A 22,378-nucleotide genomic window follows, 5' to 3' on the forward strand; every position below is an offset into this window, starting at 1 on the left:
AATGGCACAGGATTCCGGAACCCGGACCCTCATCTCCCAATCCCAGCTCAGCCGGGGGCGCGGCCGGGTCATCTACTGGACACTGCTGGTAGTGGTCGTGGCGGGGTTCACGCTCGTCTTCCTCGGACCGCTCTACTGGATGGTCACCGGCGCGCTCAAGTCCGGCCAGGAGATCGCCCAGACCCCACCGTCGCTGTGGCCGAGGGACCCGCAGCCGCAGAACTACGTCGACGCGTGGAACAACCTGGCCCTCGCCAAGCTGCTGTTCAACACCTTCTACTACGCGATCGGCGCGGTGCTGTTCCAACTGGTCTTCGACACCGCCGCCGCGTACTCGCTGTCCAAGCTTCGACCGATCTTCGGCAACGTGATCCTCGCCCTGATGCTGGGGACCCTGATGATCCCGGCCATGGTCCTCATCGTCCCGCAGTACGTGACGGTGATCGACCTGCCGATCGTGCACATCAACCTGCTGGACTCACCGTTCGCGATCTGGTTGCCCCTGGTCGCGAACGCGTTCAACATCTTCCTGCTGAAGCGGTTCTTCGACTCGATCCCCGAGGAGCTGATGGCGGCGGCTCTGATGGACGGGGCGTCGTCGCTGCGCACGCTGTGGTCGATCATCCTGCCGCTGTCGCGTCCCATCCTCGGCGTCGTCTCGATCTTCGCCGTGACGGCGGTCTGGAAGGACTTCCTCTGGCCGAAGCTGGTCATGCCGTCGCCCGAGACCCGGACGGTCAGCGTCGGCATCTACGCCTTTGCCGGTGGCACGCCGATGAACGTGGTGATCGCCGCGTCGGTCATCGCCGCGATCCCGACTGTCATCATCTTCTTGATCTTCCAGCGGAACATCATGTCCGGTCTGACCACGGGCAGCATCAAGGGATAGCGACCACCGGTCCTCCCGCGCGGCGAACAACGACCGTTCGCCCGACACATAACCAGGTCCGGCGAACCCGCCGACGTACTGACGCAGAAAGCAGGTGCTCGTGTCCACAGCTGACAGAAGTCCGTGGTGGCGTGGAGCCGTGATCTACCAGGTGTATCCCCGGAGCTTCGCCGACGGCAACGGCGACGGCATCGGCGACATCGCCGGCATCCGGTCCCGGCTGAACCACCTGTCCGCGCTCGGCGTCGACGCGATCTGGTTCAGCCCCTGGTACCCGTCCCCGATGGCGGACGCCGGCTACGACGTCTCCGACTACCGCGACATCGACCCGGTCTTCGGCACCCTGGCCGAGGTGGAGGCGCTGATCGCGGAGGCGCACGCGCTGGGCATCCGGACCATCGTCGACGTGGTGCCCAACCACTGCTCCGACGCGCACCCCTGGTTCCAGGCAGCGCTCGCCGGCGGCCCCGGAGCGCCCGAACGGGACCTGTTCTGGTTCCGACCCGGCCGGGGGCCGAACGGCGACGAGCGACCCACCGACTGGGTCGGCGAGTTCGGCGGCGAGACCTGGACCCGCACCACAAACCCGGACGGCACCCCCGGCGACTGGTACCTGCACCTGTTCGCCCCCCAGCAGCCGGACTTCAACTGGGACCACCCCCGGGTGCGGGAGGAGTTCGAGGACATCCTGCGGTTCTGGTTCGACAGGGGCGTGGACGGCATCCGGATCGACTCGGCCGGGCTCCTGGTCAAGGACGGGACACTGCCCGAGGTCCAGCCCGACCAGCCGCACCCGTTCCACGACCTCGACGGCGTGCACGACATCTACCGGGGCTGGCGTCGGGTCGCCGACGAGTACGCCGACCGGGCGCTGATCGGTGAGGTGTGGCTACCGGACCGGCAGCGGTTCGCCAACTACCTGCGCCCGGACGAGCTGCACGCCGCGTTCAACTTCGACTTCCTCGGCTGCGCCTGGGACGCCGCGGCCCTGCGGGAGAGCATCGACGGGACGCTGAGCGCGCACGCGCCGGTCAACGCGCCGGCCACCTGGGTGCTCTCGAACCACGACGTCACCCGGCACGTCACCCGCTACGGTCGCGCGGACACCCGGTTCAGCTTCGCCGCCAAACGCGAGGGCACCCCCACCGACCTGGAGTTGGGCACCCGCCGGGCCCGCGCCGCAGCGCTGCTCTCGCTGTCGCTGCCCGGCGCCGCCTACGTCTACCAGGGCGAGGAGCTGGGCCTCTACGAGGTCGAGGACATCCCGTACGCGCTGCGGCAGGACCCGATGTGGGAGCGGTCCGGTCGGGTCGACCCCGGTCGGGACGGCTGCCGCGTGCCGCTGCCCTGGGGCGGGGACGAGCCGCCGTTCGAGTTCAGCCCGGAGGGCGCCGCGGCGCCGTGGCTGCCGCAGCCGGCCGATTGGAAGGACCGGACAGCCAGCGCGCAGACCGGCGACTCGGCCTCGATGCTGGAGCTGTACCGGGCGGCGATCCAGGCCCGAAAGGCCGACCCGGCGCTCGGTGACGGCGAGCTGACCTGGTTGCCCGCCCCGGACGGGGTGCTGGCGTTCCACCGCGGCGGTGGCTTCACCTGCCTTGTCAACCTGTCCGCCGCGCCGGTCCCGATGCCAGCTCAGGGGGAGTTGCTGCTGGCCAGCGGGCCGCTCGACGACGGGTTGCTGCCGTCCGACACGGCGGTCTGGCTGCGTACCGCCGAGTCCACCGACGGGCCGCGCGGGGCGGACGGCCCGGCCTGACCTGACTCTGCTCGCCGTGGTGCCGGCGGCCCGTCCCGGTCGCCGGCACCACGCCACCAAGAAGGGAGAACCGAGGGGGGACGCGCGACACCGCACCGACACGGGGGGATCTGGCCTGCCTGACGAAAGGGAGAGCGCAGCTCATGGCCAACCACACCACCGGCACCCCGCACCACCTTCGACACCCGGCCCGCGCACTGTTGGCCGCCATCGCCGCCACAGTGCTCGCCGCCACCTCGGTCACCGTCCTCGCGGTCACCGGCACCGCTACCCCGGCCTCGGCGGCGGGGTTGTCCCCCTTCGACATCCCCAACCGGGGCGCCACAGTTCCGTTCGTCGAGCAGGAGGCGGAGGAGACCGCCCACAACGGCACGAAGATCGGCCCGGACCGGCGGTACGGCACGCTGCCGTCCGAGGCGTCCGGTCGGGAGGCGGTCACCCTCGACGCCGTCGGCGAGTACGTCGAGTTCACCCTCACCGCCCCGGCCAACGCTGTCACCTTCCGGTACAGCCTGCCGGACAGCCCGGCCGGCACCGGCCGGGACGCCGCCATCGACCTGCGGGCCAACGGGTCGCTGCTGAAGTCGGTAGCGGTCACGTCGAGGTACGGCTGGTACTACGGCGGATACCCGTTCAACAACAACCCGGGTGACACCAACCCGCACCACTTCTACGACGAGACCCGGGCCATGTTCGGCAGCACCCAGCCGGCCGGCACGAAGATCCGTTTCCAGGTCTCCTCGACCGCGCAGTCGCCCACGTTCACCATCGACCTGGCCGACTTCGAGCTGGTCGCCCCGGCGATCACCAAGCCTTCCGGTGTGCTCGACGTGGTCACCGACTTCGGCGCCGACCCGAGCGGCGCTACCGACTCGACGGCGAAGTTCCAGGCGGCTGTCGACGCCGGGAAGGCCCAGGGCCGGGCGGTCTGGATCCCGACCGGAACCTTCACCCTCTGGGATCACGTGGTGGTCGACGGGGTGACACTGCGCGGCGCGGGCCCCTGGTACTCGGTGCTCGGCGGCCGGCACCCCACCGAGCGGAACAGGTCCGTCGGCATCTACGGCAAGTACGTCCCCGGTGGCGGCTACACCGGCCCGGTCCGCGCACACGAGGCGAACGGGCCGAGCCGCAACGTCACGCTGCGGGACTTCGCCATCATCGGCGACATCCGCGAGCGGATCGACGACGACCAGGTCAACGCCCTGGGCGGGGCGATGACCAACTCGGTGGTGGACAACCTCTGGCTGGAGAACACCAAGGTCGGGGCGTGGATGGACGGCCCGATGGACAACTTCACCATCCGCAACAGCCGGATCCTGGACCAGACCGCTGACGGGGTGAACTTCCACACCGGCGTGACCAACTCGACGGTGACGAACACGTTCGTCCGCAACACCGGCGACGACGCGTTGGCGATGTGGGCGCAGAGCGTGCCGAACGTCAACAACTCCTTCACCCGCAACACCATCGGGGTGACCCTGCTGGCGAACCACCTGGTCAGCTACGGCGGTCGGGACATCAAGATCACCGACAACGTGACGGCCGACTCGCTGACCAACGGCGGTGGCATCCACGTCGCGAACCGCTACCCCGGCGTGCAGGGCGCCACCGGAGTCCAGGGCACCTGGACGATCGCCCGCAACACGTTGATCCGTAACGGCAACTCGGACTACAACTGGAACTTCGGTGTCGGGGCGATCTGGTTCTCCGCGCTCAACGAGGCGTTCCAGAACCCCACCATCAACATCACCGACACCGACATCCTGGACAGCTCGTACGCGGCGCTGCACTGGATCGAGGGCCAGACCAACGGGATCAACCTCAACAACGTACGGATCGACGGCGCCGGCACGTACGCGCTCCAGGTGCAGGCGAACAGTCAGGTGTCGTTCACCAACGTGCGGGCCACCAACATCGCGCAGAGCAACCCGATGCACAACTGCGTGGGTGCCGGCTTCCAGATCACCCAGGGCTCCGGCAACTCCGGCTGGTACACCCCGACCCCGTACTGCGGCCCGTGGCCGAACCCCCAGTGGGGTGGCGGACCGACCTCGCCACCGCCGACCAGTCCGCCGCCGACCACCCCGCCCCCGACCACCCCGCCCCCCACCAGTGGAAACCTCGCCCTGAACCGGCCGGCGACAGCGACCAGCACCAACCAGAGCTACACGGCCGCCAACGTGGTCGACGGCAACGCGTCGACGTACTGGGAGAGCGCCAACAACGCCTTCCCCCAGTCGGTCACCATCGACCTGGGCGCGTCCCGGTCGGTCGACCGGGTGGCGCTCAAGCTGCCCAGCGGCTGGGAGCAACGCACCCAGACCCTGTCGGTGCTCGGTTCCACCGACGGCTCGTCGTACACCACACTGGCGTCGTCCGCCGGTCGGGTCTTCGCCCCCGGCGCGGGCAACACCGTGTCGATCGGGCTGCCCTCCGGTGACCGCCGCTACGTCCGGGTCACCGTCACCGGTAACTCCGGCTGGCCGGCCGCGCAACTCTCCGAGGTCGAGGTGTACGGCGGCACCCAGACCACGCCGCCCCCGACCACGCCGCCCCCGACCACGCCGCCCCCGACCACGCCGCCGCCCAGCGGCAACCTGGCGGCCGGACGGTCGATCACCGAGACCAGCCACTCCGACGTGTACGCCGCCCCCAACGCGGTGGACGGCAACGCGAACACCTACTGGGAGAGCGCCAACAACGCGTTCCCGCAGTCGTTGACAGTGGACCTGGGCGCCGACCGCTCGGTGTCCCGGGTCGTGCTGAAGCTCCCACCCTCATCAGCCTGGCAGACGCGCACGCAGACGCTGGCGGTGCTCGGCTCCACGAACGGCTCGACGTTCAGCACGCTGAAGGCGTCCGCCGGTTACAGCTTCAACCCCGCCAGCGGCAACACGGTCACCGTGACCTTCACGGCGACCACCCAGCGGTACGTGCGGCTGACCGTCACCGGCAACAGCGGCTGGCCAGCCGGCCAGCTCAGCGAGTTCGAGATCTACTCCAGCTAGGTCGGGTGCCCCCGCCCGGACCGGGCGGGGGCACCCGGTCCGGGCGCCCCGGCGCAACGCCGCGCCAGCCGCCCGATCCCGTCCCCAACCCGCACCGTCCCCCACCTGTCGCGGAACGACGGGCGTACCCCTGCACCCGTCACCGGGCAACGCACCCACACCCACCCCCGAAAGAGGTGTAGCGACCCCATGTCCAGGACCGGCACCAGACGAGGCACGCCGCCAACCGGCGCGCCCACCACCGTCCCCCGTACCGCCCGCACGGGCCGCCGTCGGATGCTCGCCGGCGCGCTCGCCGGGATGCTCCTCGCCACCGCCCCGGTCGTCACCCCCATGGCGAGCGCGGCGCCGGCGGCCGACCCGTCAGCGGCCGCCGCCCGCGTGGCAATGCTCGCCGGGCTCTCCGCCACCATGACCGCCAGCAGCTACAACCAGAACTACGTGGCGGGCAACGCCAACGACGGCAACGCGTCGACCTACTGGGAGAGCGCCAACAACGCGTTCCCGCAGTGGATCCAGGCGGACCTCGGCGCCACCGTCAGCGTCGACCGGGTGGTGCTCAAGCTGCCGCCCGCGTCGGACTGGCAGACCCGTACGCAGACGCTGTCGGTGTTGGGTTCGACGAACGGCTCGTCCTTCACCACCCTGAAGGCGTCCGCCGGCTACACCTTCAACCCGAGCAGCGGCAACACGGCGACCGTCAGCTTCACCGCCGCCAGCACCCGTTACGTACGCGTGCAGGTCACCGGCAACACCGGTTGGCCGGCCGCCCAGCTGTCCGAGGTCGAGGTGTACGGCGCCACCGGCAGCAACGACACCCAGGCACCCAGCGTGCCGGGCAACCTGGCCTACACCCAGCCGGCCAGCGGACAGATCCGGCTCGCCTGGTCGGCGTCCACCGACAACGTCGGGGTGACCGGCTACGACGTCTACGCCAACGGCGCGCTGCGTGGCAGCGTCAGCGGCTCGACCCTCACGTACACCGACAGCCAGCCGACCACTGCCACGGTGTCGTACTACGTGCGGGCCAAGGACGCGGCCGGCAACCAGTCGGCCAACAGCAACACGGTGACCCGGACCGGCACCGGCAACCCGCCGACCGGTTCCAACCTGGCGATCGGCAAGCCGATCACCGCCTCCGGGTTCGTGCACACGTTCGTGGCCACAAACGCCAACGACAACAACGTGGCCACCTACTGGGAGGGCAACGGCAACCCGAGCACGCTGACAGTGCAGCTCGGCGCGAACGCCAGCCTCAGCCAGGTCGTCGTGAAGCTCAACCCGGACTCGGCGTGGGGCGCGCGTACCCAGAACATCACAGTGCTGGGCCGCGACCAGGGCTCGTCGAGCTTCACCACCCTGGTCGGCGCGGCGAACTACGCCTTCAACCCGGGCAGCGGCAACACGGTGACCATCCCGGTCTCCGGCGCGGCGGCCGACGTACGGCTCTCGATCGCCTCGAACACCGGTGCTCCGGCCGGTCAGGTGGCCGAGTTCCAGGTCTTCGGCACCCCCGCGCCGAACCCGGACCTGACCGTTACCGGCATGTCGTTCAGCCCGTCCGCACCGGTGGAGACCAGCACCATCACGCTCTCCGCTACGGTGCGTAACGCGGGCTCGGCGGCCTCCGGCGCGACCAACGTCAACTTCTACCTGGGCTCCACCCGGGTGGGCACGGCCTCGGTCGGCGGTCTCGCGGCCGGCGCCTCGACCACCGTCAGCGCCAGCATCGGCACCCGGGACTCGGGCAGCTACCCGCTCAGCGCCAAGGTCGACGAGTCGAACACAGTCGTCGAGCAGGACGACACCAACAACAGCTACACCAACCCCAGCCCGTTGGTCGTCGCCGCGGTCGCCAGCTCCGACCTGGTCGCCTCGGCGGTCGCCTGGTCGCCGGGCAACCCGTCGGCGGGCAACACGGTGACCTTCTCCGTGTCCATCCGCAACGCCGGTAACCAGGCGTCCGCCTCCGGTGCGCACGGCATCACCCTGACCGTGCTCAACGAGTCCGGCACCGTGGTCCGTACCCTGACCGGCTCGCACTCCGGCGTGATCAACGCCGGAGCCACTGTCGGCCCGATCAACCTGGGCACCTGGACCGCCGCGAACGGCAAGTACACCGTCCGGGTGGTGCTCGCCGTGGACGGCAACGAGCTGCCGGTGAAGCAGGCCAACAACACCAGTGACCGGCCGCTCTTCGTCGGTCGCGGCGCCAACATGCCGTACGACATGTACGAGGCCGAGGACGGTGCGATCGGCGGCGGCGCCAGCGTCGTCGGACCGAACCGGGAGATCGGCGACCTGGCCGGTGAGGCGTCCGGTCGGCGGGCGGTGACCCTGAACTCGACCGGCAGCTACGTCGAGTTCACCACCCGGGCCAGCACCAACACGCTGGTCACCCGCTTCTCCATCCCGGACGCACCGGGCGGCGGTGGGATCAACTCGACGCTGAACGTCTACGTCAACGGCACGTTCCACAAGGCCATCGACCTGACGTCCCGGTACGCCTGGCTCTACGGCAACGAGGCCAGCCCGGGCAACTCGCCGAGCGCGGGCGGACCCCGGCACATCTACGACGAAGCCAACGTCATGCTCAACTCCACAGTCCCGGCCGGCAGCAAGATCCGCCTCCAGAAGGACCCGGCCAACACCACCACGTACGCCATCGACTTCATCAACACGGAGCAGGTGGCGCCGATCGCCAACCCGGACCCGGCCCGCTACACCACGCCGACCGGCTTCACCCACCAGGACGTGCAGAACGCCCTGGACCGGGTGCGGATGGACACCACCGGCAACCTGGTCGGCGTGTACCTGCCGGCCGGTAACTACTCCACCTCGTCGAAGTTCCAGGTGTACGGCAAGGCCGTCCAGGTGACCGGCGCCGGCCCCTGGTACACCCGGTTCAACGCTCCGTCGGGCCAGGACAACACCGACATCGGCTTCCGGGCGGAGAACTCGGCGGCGAACTCGTCCTTCAAGAACTTCGCCTACTTCGGCAACTACACCTCGCGGATCGACGGTCCGGGCAAGGTCTTCGACTTCGCCAACGTGTCGAACATCGTGATCGACAACATCTGGAACGAGCACATGGTGTGCCTCTACTGGGGCGCGAACACCGACTACATGACGATCAAGAACTCCCGGATCCGGAACATGTTCGCCGACGGCATCAACATGACCAACGGCAGCACCAACAATCTGGTCAGCAACAACGACGCCCGGGCCACCGGCGACGACAGCTTCGCGCTGTTCTCGGCGATCGACGCGGGCGGCGCCGACATGAAGGACAACATCTACGAGAACCTGACCTCGACCCTGACCTGGCGGGCCGCCGGTGTCGCCGTGTACGGCGGTTACGGCAACACGTTCCGCAACATCTACATCGCGGACACCCTGGTCTACTCGGGCATCACCATCAGCTCGCTCGACTTCGGCTACCCGATGAACGGGTTCGGTGCCAACCCGCCGACCCGGTTCGAGAACATCTCGATCGTGCGGGCCGGTGGGCACTTCTGGGGCGGGCAGACCTTCCCGGCGATCTGGGTCTTCTCCGCCTCGAAGGTGTTCCAGGGCATCCGGGTCAGCGATGTCGACATCATCGATCCGACCTACAGCGGCATCATGTTCCAGACCAACTACGTCGGCGGGCAGCCGCAGAACCCGATCACCGACACGGTCTTCACCAACGTCTCGATCAGCGGCGCTCGGAAGAGCGGGGACGCCTACGACGCGAAGTCTGGCTTCGCCATCTGGGCGAACCCGATGCCGGAGGTCGGGCAGGGGCCGGCCGTCGGGTCGGTGACCTTCAACAACCTCCGGTTGAGCAACAACGCGGTGGACATCCAGAACCCCACGACAACCTTCACCATCAACCGCAACTGAGCTCGGGCCTGTTTCATAAGGGCGGTCGAGCCGGGCCCGCCGCAGGCCGGCCAGTTCTCAGGAAACAGGCCTAACCGGTAGCCGACGCCGCCGGGGGGTGTACCCCTCCCGGCGGCGTCGCGCCGTGTCGGCCCTCGCCCGCGGCGAACCGGGCCGCGCCGGCCGCCGCGTCCGTCGCCAGTGAGTCCATCCCGTACGCCAACTCGGTCGCCAGCGCCTCCGGCTCGGGCCGCCCCGCGCCGGCCAGCAGAGCCGCCCGGTCGTTGCGCAGGCAGGTCTGCGGATGCCTGGCGATCGCCGCCGCCAACTCCTCGGCCGCGGCCCGCGCCTGGCCGGGCGGCACCAACCGATTGACCAACCCCATCGTGTACGCCTCGTCGGCCGGCACCGGGCGGCCGGTGAGGATCAGGTCCATGGCCCGACTCTCGCCGATCAACCGGGGCAGCCGGACGGTGCCCCCGTCGATCAGCGGCACTCCCCAGCGGCGGCAGAACACCCCGAGCGTCGCGTCGGACTCGGCGACCCGCAGGTCACACCAGAGCGCCAGTTCGAGCCCGCCCGCCACCGCGTACCCGGAGATCGCCGCGATCACCGGTTTGCTGAGCGTCATCCGGGTCGGACCCATCGGACCGTCCCCCTCCGGCTCGACCCGGTTGCCGCTCGGTGTGCCGATCGCCTTGAGGTCGGCGCCGGCGCAGAACGTTCCACCTGCGCCCCAGAGCACCGCCACCGCCGCGTCCGGATCGGCGTCAAAGGCCCGAAACGCGTCAGCCAGCGCCCGAGCGGTAGGACCGTCCACGGCGTTTCGCGCGTCCGCCCGATCCAGCACGACGGTGGTGACCGCCCCGACCCGCTCCACCCGCACACCCATCCCGCCAGCATGCCGGCCCGCCCCCACCCCCACAATCCCCGTCGATCTTGCAGTTCCTGTTGCCGTTTCGCGGCTTGTGCCCCGGATTATGTGAGCAGAAACTGCAAGATCGGCGGTGTGGGTGGTGCGACAGGTTTGTCGCCGCCGACCGGTTTGCGACGGCGATCGCCGGGAAGTCGGTACTCGTGCGAGCACTTTTGACGAAAGTTGAGCAGGACTCCCGGCTGGACCGCGCGGGTGACCGGTTGCAGAAGGTCGTCCTGGGAACGCTGCGTCCGCGCCGGCTGCGCGACCTGCTGCACGGGGTGACCCTCGGGCATCCGCTGCACCCGGCGATGGTGCAGGTGCCGGTCGGCGCGTGGATCAGCGCCGCGGTGCTGGACCTCATGCCCGGGCAGCGCCGGCCCGCCACCGTGCTGGTCGGTCTGGGCACCGTCAGCGCGCTGCCGGCGGCGGTCGCCGGTCTGAACGACTGGGCGGCACTCGCCCGGGACCAGCGCCGGGTCGGCCTGGTGCACGCCGCCGCCAACACCGTCGGTATGACGCTCTACGCCGGCTCGTTGGCCGCCCGGCTGTCCGGCCGCCACGGAATGGGTCGTGCCCTCGGCTTCCTCGGGCTCTCCACTGTGAGCCTTGGCGCGTACATCGGGGGTCACCTGGCGTACAAGCAGGGGGCGCAGGTCAACCAGAGCGTCTCCGAACTGCACCGGATGACCGATGGCTGGCACTCGCTGGCCGACATGGCGACGCTGCCGCAACGCACCCTGATCACCCGAGAGGTGGACGACGACATCTCGGTGATCCTCTACCGGCACGGCGACGAGGTGACCGTGATGTTGGAGCGCTGCCCGCACCAGAGCGGGCCGCTCGGCGAGGGTGAGGTGCAGGAGATCGACGGCCACGCCTGCGTGGTCTGCCCGTGGCACGGCAGCGCCTTCCGGCTCAACGGCGGTGAGGTCGTGCAGGGACCGTCCGGCAACGACCAGCAGATCCTGCCCACCCGGATCCAGGACGGCGTGCTCCAGACCCGCCTGCCCTGACTGGCCTGCCTGGACCGCCTGCCTGACTGCCTGCCTTGACCGCCTGCGCTGACTGCCTGCTTTGACCGTCTGCGCTGGCCGCCCTGCGCTGGCCGCCCTGCCCTTACCCAGGTGCCTCCGGCGTTGGGTATGTCGCCCCGCGCCGGTGCTCCTCGCCGCGCGGCAGTAACGCCTACGACGCATATGCCTGTGAGTCATCTCTATGACTCACAGGCATATCGCTCTCGGAGACATTGCCCCGGCCACTCCCGCCAGGCGGCGGGCCTCGACCGTCGCGGGCGCGACCGGCGCGACCTGGAGACACCAACTCCGGCATCGGTGGTCAGCCGGATCGTCGGTCGGGTGTGCGGGTGGTCAGCCGGATCGCCGGTCGGGTGTGCGGGTGGTCAGCCAGGTCGTGGGCCCGGTATGCGATGGCCGACTGAGTCGCTGGCCTGGGGCACCCGGCACCTCCCTGCCTGGGTTCGCGAGCCTCCGCCGGACGGCGGAGACACCAGATCGTGCGGGCCCGCTCAGGTGCGTCGGTGTCGGCCCACCGGCGGACCGTCGGGCACGGAGTCCAGGCCGTGCCCGCCGTCGAACAGCCCGCCCTCGCCACCAGCACCGGCCCAGCCCTCGTCACCGCTCCAGCCGCCAGGGCCGGCGGCCGTCATCCCGCCGCCGTGGGGCGCCGTGCCGCCGGAGAGAGCCATCCCGCTGCCCGGGAACGCGGTGCTGCCGGGGTAGGCCATTCCGCTTCCGGCGGGCGCCACTTCGCTTCCGGCGGGCGTCACCCCAGTGTGGGCAGGTGCGACCCCCCTGCCGGTGGGCGTCATCCCGCCGCCGCGAGGTCCGAAGTCGCTCCCGCCCGGTGCCGCGCTGCCGTGCGGTGTCGCCGGTGCTTCGATGGCCGCCGCCGCCCGGCTGGCAGCCCAGGCGGCACCGCTCCCGGCCGCCCCACCACTGCCCCGCCGGCCCGCGCCGCTGCTACTTTGGCCCACGCCACCGCTTTGGTCCACGCCACTTCTGCTTTGGCCCGCGCCACTGCTTCGGCCCGGGTCGCTGTTTCGGCCCGCGCCACCGCTTCCCCCCGCGCCACCGCTTCCCCCAGCGACACCGCTTCCCCCCGCGACACCGCTTCCCCCCGCGCCACCGCTTCCCCCCGCGCCACCGCGGCTTCGGCCCGCGCCGCGGCGGGATGTGCGGGAGGAGGCGGCCAGTCGGGGAGCCGCCCCGGCGGTGGCTGGACGGCGGCGCAGTCCCAGGACCGCGCCGATCTGGGCGCCGACGATGCTCGCCACCGCCAGTACGGCGGAGACCGCCAGCGGGCGGTTCACCCGATCGGCGGCACCGACCCGGGCTGCGCCGACCGTCATCGCTGGCGGTTGGCCCGCTGACTCCGTACCGCTGGGTGGTGCCGGGGCCACCCGCGGCGGTGCGGCCCGCTCGGGCGCCGGCCGGGGCGCGGGCGGCTTCGGCGCTGCGGGCCGGTCGACGACCCGGCCGGTGGCGTGCTGCCGGGCCCCCTGGTCGGCGGCCTCCGTTGGCAGGCGGAGCAGTTGGCCGGGGCGGATCCGGTCCGGGTTGTCGAGCTTGTTCAGCTTGGCGAGCTGTCGGTAGTCCCCGAACTCGTCCAGGTATCGCTCGGCCACTCCCCCGAGGTAGTCGCCGCGTGCCACCCGGTACACCGGCGCGGCCTCGTCGTTCGCCGTCGGCGCACCGCCTGCCGCCAGCCCTGTCCCGGCCATGCCGAGCAGGCCGCCCCGGGCCACCGGCGCGGCCGTGTCCGGTGTCGTCGCGGCGCGGGTCGGCGCGGCCAGGGTGGTGACGGACGTTGCGCTCGGGCTCGCGTACACCGGAGTTCCGTAGATCGCCGCGGCGCTGGCGGCGGCGGGGCTGGCGACCAGGATCAGCGCGACCGAGCCGACCAGCGCGGCGGCGGCCTTCTGCTGGCGGCCCATCCCGGGCAGCTTCGGCGCCGGCCGGCGCAGGGTCTGTGCGCCCAACTCGACGAGGACGGAGAAGGCGAACGTGGCCCAGCCGAACCAACCGGCCACTGCCAACGCCCGCAGGAAGAGCTGACCGTCGTCCCGGCTGGTCAGCGCGGTGCCCACCTCGCTGATCGTGGGGAGGTGATCGGGCAGCGGGTTACCGGCGAAGGCGAGCAGCGCGATCGGCGCGCCGACCAGCAGCACCAGGAGCACGGCCAGCGCGCCGATGCCGGTGAGGATCCGTCCGGTCCGCCGTACGACGGACCCACCCGATACGGGCATGGCTGCCTTCCTTCCTACGGTGTTGCGGTGATGGCACGCGCGGTCGCCTCGCCGGTGACGGTGACCGTCTTCTGCTGGATGAACGGTCCGACCATCGAGCGGTGGTAGGTGATGGAGACGGTCACTCGGATCAGGGATTCCCCGTCGACCTGGGGGAAGTTCACCGTGTGGCCGGCGGTGTTCACGGTGGCCAGGTAGCTGGCGACCGCATCGCGCGCCTCCGGCTCGTTGATTCGCTTCGGTCCGCCCTCGATGGCGGTGGCCCGGTCGATGGCCTGACCGCCGGCCCGGGCCGCCTCGGCGGCCAGGTTCTGGGCGCGTTGCAGGGTGCGGAGCTGCCCGGCGCCGTCGAAGGAGAGGCCGATGATGGCCAGTACGCCGACCATCGTCACCGCGAGGAAGATGCTCACCCGGCCGTGCTCACCTGCCCGCGAGGGACTGGCAGCCGACGTGGTGGCCGTCATTGCCGACTCCGGTAGCGGTCGAGTGGGGAGGTGAACTGCGCGGAGATCAGCCGTTCACTCTTCATCCCGGGCAGGATGTCGAGGGTGATGTCCTTGAAGGACACGCGGCAGCTGATCGTCACCGTCACCGTGGCGTTCGTACCGACTGTGCTGCTGAAGGCTCTGTCGAAGCTGGACTCATTGCCGGGCGACTTGCCGCTGAATGCCGGGTCCAGGCCGTTGGCGCAGGCCAGGCCGTGCCAGTCCAGCTGTTTCTGGGCGGCCTCCCGCGCCTCTTCTTTGGCGACGTCGGCATTCCGGGAGATCGACGCGGCCCGAGCGGCGTCGTGCGCGGCTGCTTCGAGCGCCTCCGCGGCAACCGCGCTGCGCCCGACCACACCGGCCAGCACCATCAGCGCGATGAACGCGGGCGCGAGCACCGCCACCTCGATGGAGACCGAGCCCCGCTCGGCGGTACGGGTCATGGCGGGGTCACCCTCTCCACCGTTCCGTGGGCAGTCTGCTGTATTGCGAAGTCCACGCCCGGCACCACGGACAGGGACCGGCCGCTCACCGTGCAGGTCACGTCGGTCGTGGTGGTCACGCAGGTCGGGCCGGCCTTGTCCCAGCCCACCAGCCAACCGCCGGCGGCCCTCAGGAAGCGGGAGGCGCTGTCCACCCCGGCGCCGCTGCTCGCCTCGTAGGTCCGCTGCGCGTTGACGCCACTCTGCGCGGCGTTCAACGCTGTGGAGCGGGCGAGGAAGACGGTCGCGACCTGGATCGAGGCGAAGAGCAGCACCAGGATCAGCGGCATCATCACGGCCAGTTCCACCGGGTTGGCGCCCCGCTCCCGGTCGCCGGCCGCGAGGCGGCGCCGGGTGGCGTTGACCACCCGGCTCCACCTCGGGTACGCGGCTCGACGCATCCCGGCTACTTCGGGACCGTGTAGTCCGGGATGCCGTCCATCCAACCCTTGGCCTTGGTCAGGGCCAGGGCGGTGATGGCCATGGCGACGGCGACCAGGCCGGCGATGATCACCGCGGTGGGCACCGGGCTGTCGCCCCGTTCACCGTCCCGGCGCAGCTCGGCCAGGCGCGTCGTCACCACGACGTGCAGATAGCTGAGGATGGACATGGCGTTCTCCTTCGAGGGGGAGGGGTCAGACACGGGCGATGAACGGATAGAGGACGAACCCGAGCAGCACGAAGACGAGCAGCGCGCCCGGGATGTCGAGCTTGCTGGTCACCCCTTCGGCGCGCGTCAGGTTGTCGGTGCGGATCTGGTCGCGCAGCGAGTCGGCCCGGCTGCGCAGCGTCTCGTGCACCTGAGCGCCCTCGCTGCCGGAGGAGCGCATGATCGCGCCGACGTCGCCCAACTCCGGAATGCCGATCTTGTCGGCCAGGTCGCGCAGTTCGTCCCAGGGCGCGTGCATCTGCATCTGGGCGATCCGCAGCGACTCCTGGAGGCGGTCGAACACCCAACCGTCGCAGACCGCCGCCGCCCGCTCCAGCGACTGCACCGGCCCGTGCGCGGCGGAGAGCTGCAACGCCACCAGGTCGAGGTAGGTGCAGACGGCCTGGCGGAACTCGTCGCGGGCGGCGTTGGCCCTGGTCAGCACGGCGCGGTGCGCCAGCAGGCCGGCCAGCAGCGCCAAGCCGAGGCTGCCCAGCACCGGCACGACCAGCGGGAACGGGATGCCGAGCACCCACAGCACCACCCCGAGCAGTGTCGGTGTGGCCAATCCGATCAGCGCGGAGAGCAGCACCGACAACGCGTACTGCTCGGAGGTCTGACCGATCAGGGCGAGCTGCATCTGCGGTGGCCGCAACCAGCGGGACATCCCGGTCAGCCAGTCGAGCCGCCGGGACGCGGGCGTGGCCACCCGACCGGTGCCCGGCGGCTGGTGCAGTCGGCGCAGCGCAGGCCCGAGCGCCGGTGTCGCCGGCACCAACTCCCGGACCACCAGGAACACACCCAGGCCGATCCCGGCGCCACCGCAGACCGCGAGGACAAAATGCCAGTTCACGATCATGGGAGCCGCCTTTCGTTCGCGACTGCGGGGCTCCGCTGCGCTGCACTCCTCGCGCTCACCGGGCTGGCCTTTCGTTCGCGACTGCGGGGCTCCGCTGCGCTGCACTCCTCGCGCTCACCGGGCTGGCCTTTCGTTCGCGACTGCGGGGCTCCGCTGCGCTGCACTCCTCGCGCTCACCGGGCTGGCCTTTCGTTCGCGACTGCGGGGCTCCGCTGCGCTGCACTCCTCGCGCTCACGCGATCACCTCGGCCGGGTTGGGCGCGGGCAGGAACCGGGCCGGCCGTTGCGGCTGGCTCATCGACCGCACCCAGGCCAGCAGGCCGATGAAGGCGGCGCCGAGGGCGGCCATCACCAGCTGACCCACCGGTGTGCCGTACGGCCTGATGTACTCGGTGTTGACCAGCCCGTACGCCAGGGTCGCCAGCGTCATCCCGGTGAGGAAGCGGACCGCGAACCGGGGCTGGGTGCGCTTGGCCTCGATCTCCCGACGGGTCGCCACCTCCGCGGACGCCGCACCCGCGATCGAACCGAGCACGTCACCCAGCCGCTCACCCCGGTCCGACAGGTGCAGGATCAGCGCCGCGACCACCTGGTCGCAGACCGGGTCGGCGATCTCGTCGGCGAACGCCAGCAGCGCGGAGCGGGCCATCCAGCCGGCCTGGAGGCGGGCGGCGAGCAGCCGTACCTCGTCCTCGACGCCGGGTGGGACGCTGCCGATCGTGCCGATGATCGACTGCTGGAGGCCCTGCCCGGTGCCGGAGACGTCCTTGAGTCGGCGGGTCCACTCGCCGACCGCCTCGATCCGGGCGATCGCCCGCTGCTCGGCCTTTCCCACTCCGAACAGCCACGGGGCGCCGGGCACCGCCACCGCCACCAGCAGGCCCACCACCGGCAACCCGGTCAGCAGGAACGCCAACGCGCCGGCGACCAGTGCGGCCACCAGCAGCGCCTGGTAACCCCGCTGTTCGGCCGGGGTGCTGCCCGGCCCACGCCACAGTCGGCTCAGCCCCGGCCCGCTGCCCGGCCGCGGCCCGGGGGGTCGGCGGGTGCCGACCAGCGCGACCACGGCCAGCAGCAGCCCGGCCACACAGGCGGCGCCGGACACCACCGCGATCAACTCCAGGCTGCCGAGCATCAGGTCACCCGCCGGGCCAGTTGGGTCTGCCGTGGCCGCCGCCAGGCACCGGCACCGGCCTCGACCCACCGGGTCAGCAGCCGCGCGTCGTAACCCACCCGCAGCAACTGGTCGCGGACCCGCTCCGGCAGGTGCCGGGGGACCGCACGACCGTCCGGGCCGGGCCCGAAGACAGTGGTGGTGGTGATCCGACCGGCTTCGCCGGCGCCGATCACCTCCTCCACATGCGAGACGAACCGGTGCTTCCGCCCACCGATCGCGGTCTCGTCCTCGATGGTGACGTAGACGATCAGGTCGAGCGCGTTGCCGGCCATTCGGCGGGCCTGGTCGACTGTCATCTCGCGGCCGTGCGCTAGGGCCAGCTCGACGATCCGTTCACCCACCCCGGCGGCGGTACGGGCGTGGATGGTGCACATCGACCCCCGGCTGGTGGTCATCGCCTGGAGCATCGGCACGATCTCCCGGGATCGCACCTCGCCCACGATGATCCGCAGGACGCCCATCCGCAGCGACAGCGGGATCAGGTCGGCGATTGTCACCTCACCGGCTGGGCGCCCGTCGAAGCCGCGCTCGCCGTGGCCCTCCCGAGCCTCGAAGCTCATCACCGCCCGGTGCCGCTCCCGACGGCGGGCCGGGAGCAGCTCCCGACTCTCCTCCAGCAGCACGTACGGCTCGTCCTGCGGGATCTCGTTCATCAGCGCCCGGATGACAGTGGTCTTCCCGGCGCCGGCCAATCCGGCGACCATGATGTTCAGACCGGCGCGCATCGCCGCGCGGAGGAAGTCGCGCAGCAGCGGATCGATCATCTCGTCCAGGTCACCCCGGGCGCCCGCGAGGTCGTCGAGGCTCACGTCCAGGGTGTTGTGCTTACGGATCACCGCGTACGGGCGGTGGCTGACCAGGAACACCGCGGCCAGCCGGCTGCCGTCGGGCAGTTGCAGGTCGAGGGTGGGCTTCACTGTGGAGAGGGACCGCTCGGTCGCTCCCGCCCGACGGGCCGCCGCCTGGAGGATCTCCACCAGTTCGGCGTCGCTGTCGGCGATCGGCTCGGCCCAGTCCACCCCGCCGCCGTGCCGGGTGATGCGCACCTGGTCGCAGCCGAGGATGTGCACCTCCTCGATGGTGTCGTCGACCAGCAGCGTCTGGAGCCGGCCGAGCCCGACCAACTCGGCGGTCACCTGGTCGAGCAGCAGGCGTTCATCGCCGGCGGCCATCGGCGTGCCGGCCCGGCGCACCGAGTCCGCGTACGCGGCGACCACTGTGACGGCGAGTCGGGCCCGCTCGGTGTCCTCCTCGTCGACAGTGAACTCCCGGCCGCGCTGCCAGAGGGTGAGCCGCTCGGTGAGTTCCCGGCGCAGCTCCCGGACCACCTGGAAGTCCATCCGGGCCCGGGGTGGCGCCTCCGGTGGCGGGCTGGCCGCGGGCGTCGGCTGCGGCTGCGGCCCGGACTGGTGGTGCCGGCCATTCGGCACGGCCAGGGGCGGCGCGGTGGAGGTCACTGCCGGTGGCTGCTGGCGCGGATCGGTGGAGACCGGCTCAAACCGCATCCGGCACCCCCTGCTGCACGGGCCACGCCAACCGGGCCCGCCGCCGTTCCAGGAGCGCCCCGATCGGGACCTCCAGCGCGGCCGCCGCGCGCATCAGCGGCCGACCGGCCCGCACTGTTCCGCCCAGGGCGAGCACCCCGGCGGTACGCGGATCGTGCGGCAGCCGTGCGATGACCGGCAGTTTCAGGGCGCGGCTGATCTCGGACCGCCCGTGCCCGTCGCCGACCAGCAGCAGCCGCAGGGTGCCCGGGGGCACCCGATGCTCGGCGAAGTCCCGTTCCATAGTGGTGACCACCGCGCGGGTGCCGGAGAGGTCCGGCAGGTTCGCCCGGGTCACCAACAGCACCACCGAGGCGGCCCGCAGCACCGGCCACGGGGGCCCGGTCACGTGCAGCCGGCCACAGTCGACAAGGACGTCGTAACCGGGGGTGCCGCGGTCGAGGGCGTCGAAGTAGTCGGCGAAGCGCTGCCAGAGGGGGGTGACGCTGCCGCCCTGGGCCGGGTCGACGAGGCCGGGCAGCAGCAGCCGTTCCCGGCGGGGCGCGTCCAGGTCGACCAGCTGGGACCAGAACGCGGTTTCCAGGTTGCCGTCGCGCAACTCGCCGACTGCCAGCTCTCCGATGCCGCGCGGGCCGTCCAGTTGGCCGCCGAGGTATCCGGCGAGGATCGAGCCGCCGGCCGGGTCACATTCGGCGACCACCAGCCGCCGGTGCCAGGCCAGCGCGCAGGCCAGCGCCGAGGTGGTGACGCCGGGCGAACCCTTAGCGGACACCAGCGCGATGATCGCCATGCTCAGGCCGCCTCGGTCAGCACGACGGCGAGCCGTTCCTGTGCGGCGAGCGCCACCACCGCCGGCACGTCACGGATGATCAGCGCCAGGTACAGGACCTTGTCGTCGGTGGCCGGGCTGACCATGTCGATGACGGTGGCCGCGAACCGGGTGCCGGCGGCGGCCGTGTCTTTGTCGGCATTGGTGTCCGGAGTGCTGACCAGCAGCACCTTGTCGCCGGGGTGCAGTTCGCGGGCCGGCACCTGGGCGGTCTTCAGGCCGAGCGCGATCTGCTGCTGGCCGGGGCCGAGCAGCGGGTCGTCGGTGACCTGTCCCAGTGTGAGCAGCGTGCCCGGTAGCAGCGCGACGGCGGCCCGTTTGCCGACCACCTCGTCGAGCCGTGCGGCGGGCACCGGGCGCAACCCCTGGCCGCCGGCGACCTGCACGGTGACCAGGTCGGCGGCGCTGATCTCCCGGCCCACCTCCACCGGTCGGGCTACCGCCAGATAGCTGCCGGTGGCCCGGACCGAGGTGACAGCGAAGGCCGCGCCCAGCCCGCCCAGCGCGATCAGGAGGACGGCGAGACCGAGCAGCCCGGGACGGACCCGGCGCTGGCGGACCACTGTGGGCGGATTGACGGGTGCGTCCACCGACGGGGTCCCGTTGCGCGTCGCGAGGCTCATCTGGTGACCACCTGGAGTTCGTTGATCTGGATCTGCACGATGCCGCTGTTTCGGGTCACCAGGATTTCTCCGCTCTCGCCACCGCCGCGCCAGGTCACCTTCCAGTGGGTGGTGGCGGTGACGTCGTAGGTGTCGGCCTCCGAGTAGCCCTCGTCGTAGCCGCAGTCGGGGGACGTGAGGCCGGCGCGACTGCCCTTCGGGTCGTACGGGGTGCCGGGACCGTCGCAGGTGACGTACTCGTCGTCGCCCATGTCCCAGACGATCCGGTCGACCTTCGCCTCGATGGAGACGGTCACGCCCCGGTCTGACGCGGACGCGGTCAGCGGGCCGAAGTAGCTGGGGGTCGGGGTCGCCCACATCCACACCGGCAGACCGACCAGGCCCGGACCGATGTCCTTGCGGGGTGCCACCTTCAGGCGCGCCGGCAGCAGGCTGATCGACGCCAGGGCGCGACGGGCCAGTTCCTCCGGGTCTGGCGGCGCGCCGAAGCCGGCCGGCGGGTCGGCCAGCGACACCACGACCTGGGCACCCAGGTCGCCGCCGTTGCAGGTCTGCAGATACCACTGCTCACCCTCGGGCGGCTCGACCGGCCCCTCGGTCAGCTTGTAGTAGCACCCGTCGCCGTTGTTGAACCAGCCCAGGTCCTCGTCGTAGCAGGGGATGGTCCGCCCGTTCCACTGGCAGCCGCCGCCGCCACCGCCGCCGTCGTCCCCACCCCCGCCGTCGTCCCCGCCGCCCCCGGGACCACCGGGATTGCCGGGCTCGTCGTCCCAGACGCTGCAGTCGGGTTGGTCGGGTGGGCAGCCCGCTCCCGGGTCGGCCCGTAGGGCGGCGGCGGTCGGCGGGGCCGCACCGGCCACCAGCAGGAGTGTGAGGCCGAGCCCGGCGAGCACCCGTCGGGTTGTCGCGGCCCCGCTCAGCACGGCTGGTCCCGGTGCGTCGCACCGTAGTTGATCAGCCAACGGCCGTCGGGATAGCGGGTCGCGGTGGCGGTGGAGAGGTGCCTGCCGCCACCGCTGCCCGGGACCGAGCGCTTGTCCTTGGCGTAGACCAGCCGGTAGCCGGTCGTGTCCAGGCAGTCCTGGATCTCCACGGTGGCCGGCTTCGCGTCCAGGCTGACGGCGGTAACGGTCGGCTCGGACTTGAACGTCCCGGTACGCATAGCGCCGTGCTCCTTAGCCTCGCGAATGGACACCCGAACCCGAGTCAAAAGTGGATCACCGAGGAACCGGGACAGTTCCGGCGAACGCGGATCACTGCGCAGGCCCGCCGCGCGCGAGGCCGCGAGATACCCGGAGTACGCGTCAAGAGCCGCCTTTTCGGCAGCGCGTCGTTCGACGTCGGAATCGGTCCGGGGTCCGTTGTCGCGGACTTCCGTCGGCCGTTCGACCGCTTCCCGTCCGCTGGCGCAGGCGGTGACCGGCATCGCCGCCACGCCCAGCAGCAGGCAGATTGCCGCTCTTCTGAGCTGCCGTCCGCGCACCGTCGAGCCTCCTCGTGGTCGCCCGGGGCGGTGACGGTTCACCGCCGTCGGGCATGCGGAAGCGCGCCCGGATCAGCACATCCGGAGCCGTTCATTGCGCTTCTGCATTCACCGTTACGGATCTTTTACAAATTCGGGGTCCTGTGTCGTCCGATGGTGAAGGTGAGGCTTGCGTCACACCCAAGGGGCGAGCATAGGCTGACGATCGCCGATGCAACAGAGGCAATTCAAGCGAACACTCTGCGTGATGACAGGTGGTGGTAGTGGGTGTCCGCACTGCTCCGGGGGCAATGGGCGAGAAAACTGTCGTTATTGGTGGGGCGTCGCCGCTCCGGATGGGTTGACCGGAGTCACGCCACCGGTCGCGGGAGTGGGACATCGTGGTCTCATCCCGGCATTCGAGCGGCGTCGGCACCCTGTCGGCGGGCTGCCGCGTCCAACGGCACCCCTGACGTGGAAGCGGTCGAAAGCGCGCTCACAGGCTCCGGTCGGCACGTCGCTTTCCGCGCCATCCGCTACACCGCTGCGAGCGTTCAATCACGATCCGTGTTCAGCATCGCGGGGGAGCAGTTGGCCGCA

The 22,378-nt window shown here is 71.0% G+C and carries 17 protein-coding genes and 1 pseudogene; 5 read left to right on the forward strand and 13 right to left on the reverse strand.

The window, feature by feature from the left end:
- Position 1 precedes the first annotated feature (1 nt).
- The 4 genes from NIE111_RS17040 (at position 2) to NIE111_RS17055 (ending at position 9,544) form a co-directional block, all read left to right on the forward strand.
- A complete protein-coding gene (locus NIE111_RS17040) occupies positions 2-889 on the forward strand; it encodes a carbohydrate ABC transporter permease (protein WP_238685324.1) in 888 nt (295 codons plus the stop codon).
- 139 nt (positions 890-1,028) lie between these two features.
- Positions 1,029-2,648, forward strand: coding sequence for a glycoside hydrolase family 13 protein (locus NIE111_RS17045; RefSeq protein ID WP_238685325.1), 1,620 nt, complete (start codon positions 1,029-1,031; stop codon positions 2,646-2,648).
- A 143-nt stretch (positions 2,649-2,791) separates the two neighbouring features.
- Positions 2,792-5,659, forward strand: a complete 2,868-nt coding sequence (locus NIE111_RS17050; protein ID WP_238685326.1) for a galactose-binding domain-containing protein — start codon at positions 2,792-2,794, stop codon at positions 5,657-5,659.
- Between the two features lie 189 nt (positions 5,660-5,848).
- Complete coding sequence (locus NIE111_RS17055; RefSeq protein ID WP_238685327.1) at positions 5,849-9,544, forward strand: galactose-binding domain-containing protein; 3,696 nt, start codon at positions 5,849-5,851, stop codon at positions 9,542-9,544.
- A 70-nt stretch (positions 9,545-9,614) separates the two neighbouring features.
- On the opposite strand, the gene NIE111_RS17060 is transcribed toward NIE111_RS17055, so the two are convergent.
- Positions 9,615-10,415 carry a crotonase/enoyl-CoA hydratase family protein gene (locus NIE111_RS17060; RefSeq protein ID WP_238685328.1) on the reverse strand — a complete coding sequence of 267 codons (801 nt, stop codon included), beginning with the start codon at positions 10,413-10,415 and terminating at the stop codon, positions 9,615-9,617.
- A gap of 185 nt (positions 10,416-10,600) precedes the next feature.
- Between NIE111_RS17060 and NIE111_RS17065 the strand changes: the two genes are divergently transcribed.
- Positions 10,601-11,455 carry a Rieske (2Fe-2S) protein gene (locus tag NIE111_RS17065; protein ID WP_238678720.1) on the forward strand — a complete coding sequence of 285 codons (855 nt, stop codon included), beginning with the start codon at positions 10,601-10,603 and terminating at the stop codon, positions 11,453-11,455.
- Between the two features lie 1,151 nt (positions 11,456-12,606).
- Here the strand turns inward: NIE111_RS17065 and NIE111_RS17070 are convergent.
- The 12 genes and pseudogenes from NIE111_RS17070 to NIE111_RS17125 all read right to left on the reverse strand — a co-directional run.
- Positions 12,607-13,707: pseudogene (locus NIE111_RS17070) on the reverse strand (LysM peptidoglycan-binding domain-containing protein); the annotation flags it as partial.
- A gap of 14 nt (positions 13,708-13,721) precedes the next feature.
- Positions 13,722-14,171, reverse strand: a complete 450-nt coding sequence (locus tag NIE111_RS17075; RefSeq protein ID WP_238685329.1) for a pilus assembly protein TadG-related protein — start codon at positions 14,169-14,171, stop codon at positions 13,722-13,724.
- Positions 14,168-14,635, reverse strand: a complete 468-nt coding sequence (locus NIE111_RS17080; protein ID WP_238685330.1) for a TadE/TadG family type IV pilus assembly protein — start codon at positions 14,633-14,635, stop codon at positions 14,168-14,170. Before NIE111_RS17080 ends, NIE111_RS17075 begins: the two co-directional genes overlap by 4 nt.
- Positions 14,632-15,075 carry a TadE family protein gene (locus tag NIE111_RS17085; protein ID WP_238685331.1) on the reverse strand — a complete coding sequence of 148 codons (444 nt, stop codon included), beginning with the start codon at positions 15,073-15,075 and terminating at the stop codon, positions 14,632-14,634. Before NIE111_RS17085 ends, NIE111_RS17080 begins: the two co-directional genes overlap by 4 nt.
- Positions 15,076-15,080: 5 nt before the next feature.
- Complete coding sequence (locus tag NIE111_RS17090; protein ID WP_210784183.1) at positions 15,081-15,284, reverse strand: hypothetical protein; 204 nt, start codon at positions 15,282-15,284, stop codon at positions 15,081-15,083.
- A gap of 25 nt (positions 15,285-15,309) precedes the next feature.
- Positions 15,310-16,182, reverse strand: coding sequence for a type II secretion system F family protein (locus NIE111_RS17095; protein ID WP_238685332.1), 873 nt, complete (start codon positions 16,180-16,182; stop codon positions 15,310-15,312).
- Positions 16,183-16,414: 232 nt separating this feature from the next.
- Complete coding sequence (locus tag NIE111_RS17100; RefSeq protein ID WP_372488352.1) at positions 16,415-17,362, reverse strand: type II secretion system F family protein; 948 nt, start codon at positions 17,360-17,362, stop codon at positions 16,415-16,417.
- Complete coding sequence (locus tag NIE111_RS17105) at positions 17,317-18,864, reverse strand: TadA family conjugal transfer-associated ATPase (protein WP_238685334.1); 1,548 nt, start codon at positions 18,862-18,864, stop codon at positions 17,317-17,319. The genes NIE111_RS17100 and NIE111_RS17105 overlap by 46 nt, the downstream gene beginning before the upstream one ends.
- On the reverse strand, positions 18,854-19,654 hold the full coding sequence (locus tag NIE111_RS17110; protein WP_238685335.1) for a CpaE/TadZ family protein: 801 nt from the start codon (positions 19,652-19,654) through the stop codon (positions 18,854-18,856). The genes NIE111_RS17105 and NIE111_RS17110 overlap by 11 nt, the downstream gene beginning before the upstream one ends.
- 2 nt (positions 19,655-19,656) lie before the next feature.
- Positions 19,657-20,316, reverse strand: coding sequence for an SAF domain-containing protein (locus NIE111_RS17115; protein WP_238685336.1), 660 nt, complete (start codon positions 20,314-20,316; stop codon positions 19,657-19,659).
- Positions 20,313-21,239: a hypothetical protein gene (locus tag NIE111_RS17120; protein ID WP_372488348.1), complete on the reverse strand. Its 927-nt coding sequence runs from the start codon at positions 21,237-21,239 to the stop codon at positions 20,313-20,315. The genes NIE111_RS17115 and NIE111_RS17120 overlap by 4 nt, the downstream gene beginning before the upstream one ends.
- The gene (locus NIE111_RS17125; RefSeq protein ID WP_274531218.1) at positions 21,233-21,742 is read right to left on the reverse strand and encodes a hypothetical protein; all 510 of its coding nucleotides are present in this window, start codon (positions 21,740-21,742) and stop codon (positions 21,233-21,235) included. The genes NIE111_RS17120 and NIE111_RS17125 overlap by 7 nt, the downstream gene beginning before the upstream one ends.
- Positions 21,743-22,378 lie beyond the last annotated feature (636 nt).

Origin of the sequence: Micromonospora hortensis (genome assembly GCF_022230935.1) — a bacterium.
GTDB classification, from domain to species: Bacteria; Actinomycetota; Actinomycetes; order Mycobacteriales; family Micromonosporaceae; genus Micromonospora; species Micromonospora hortensis.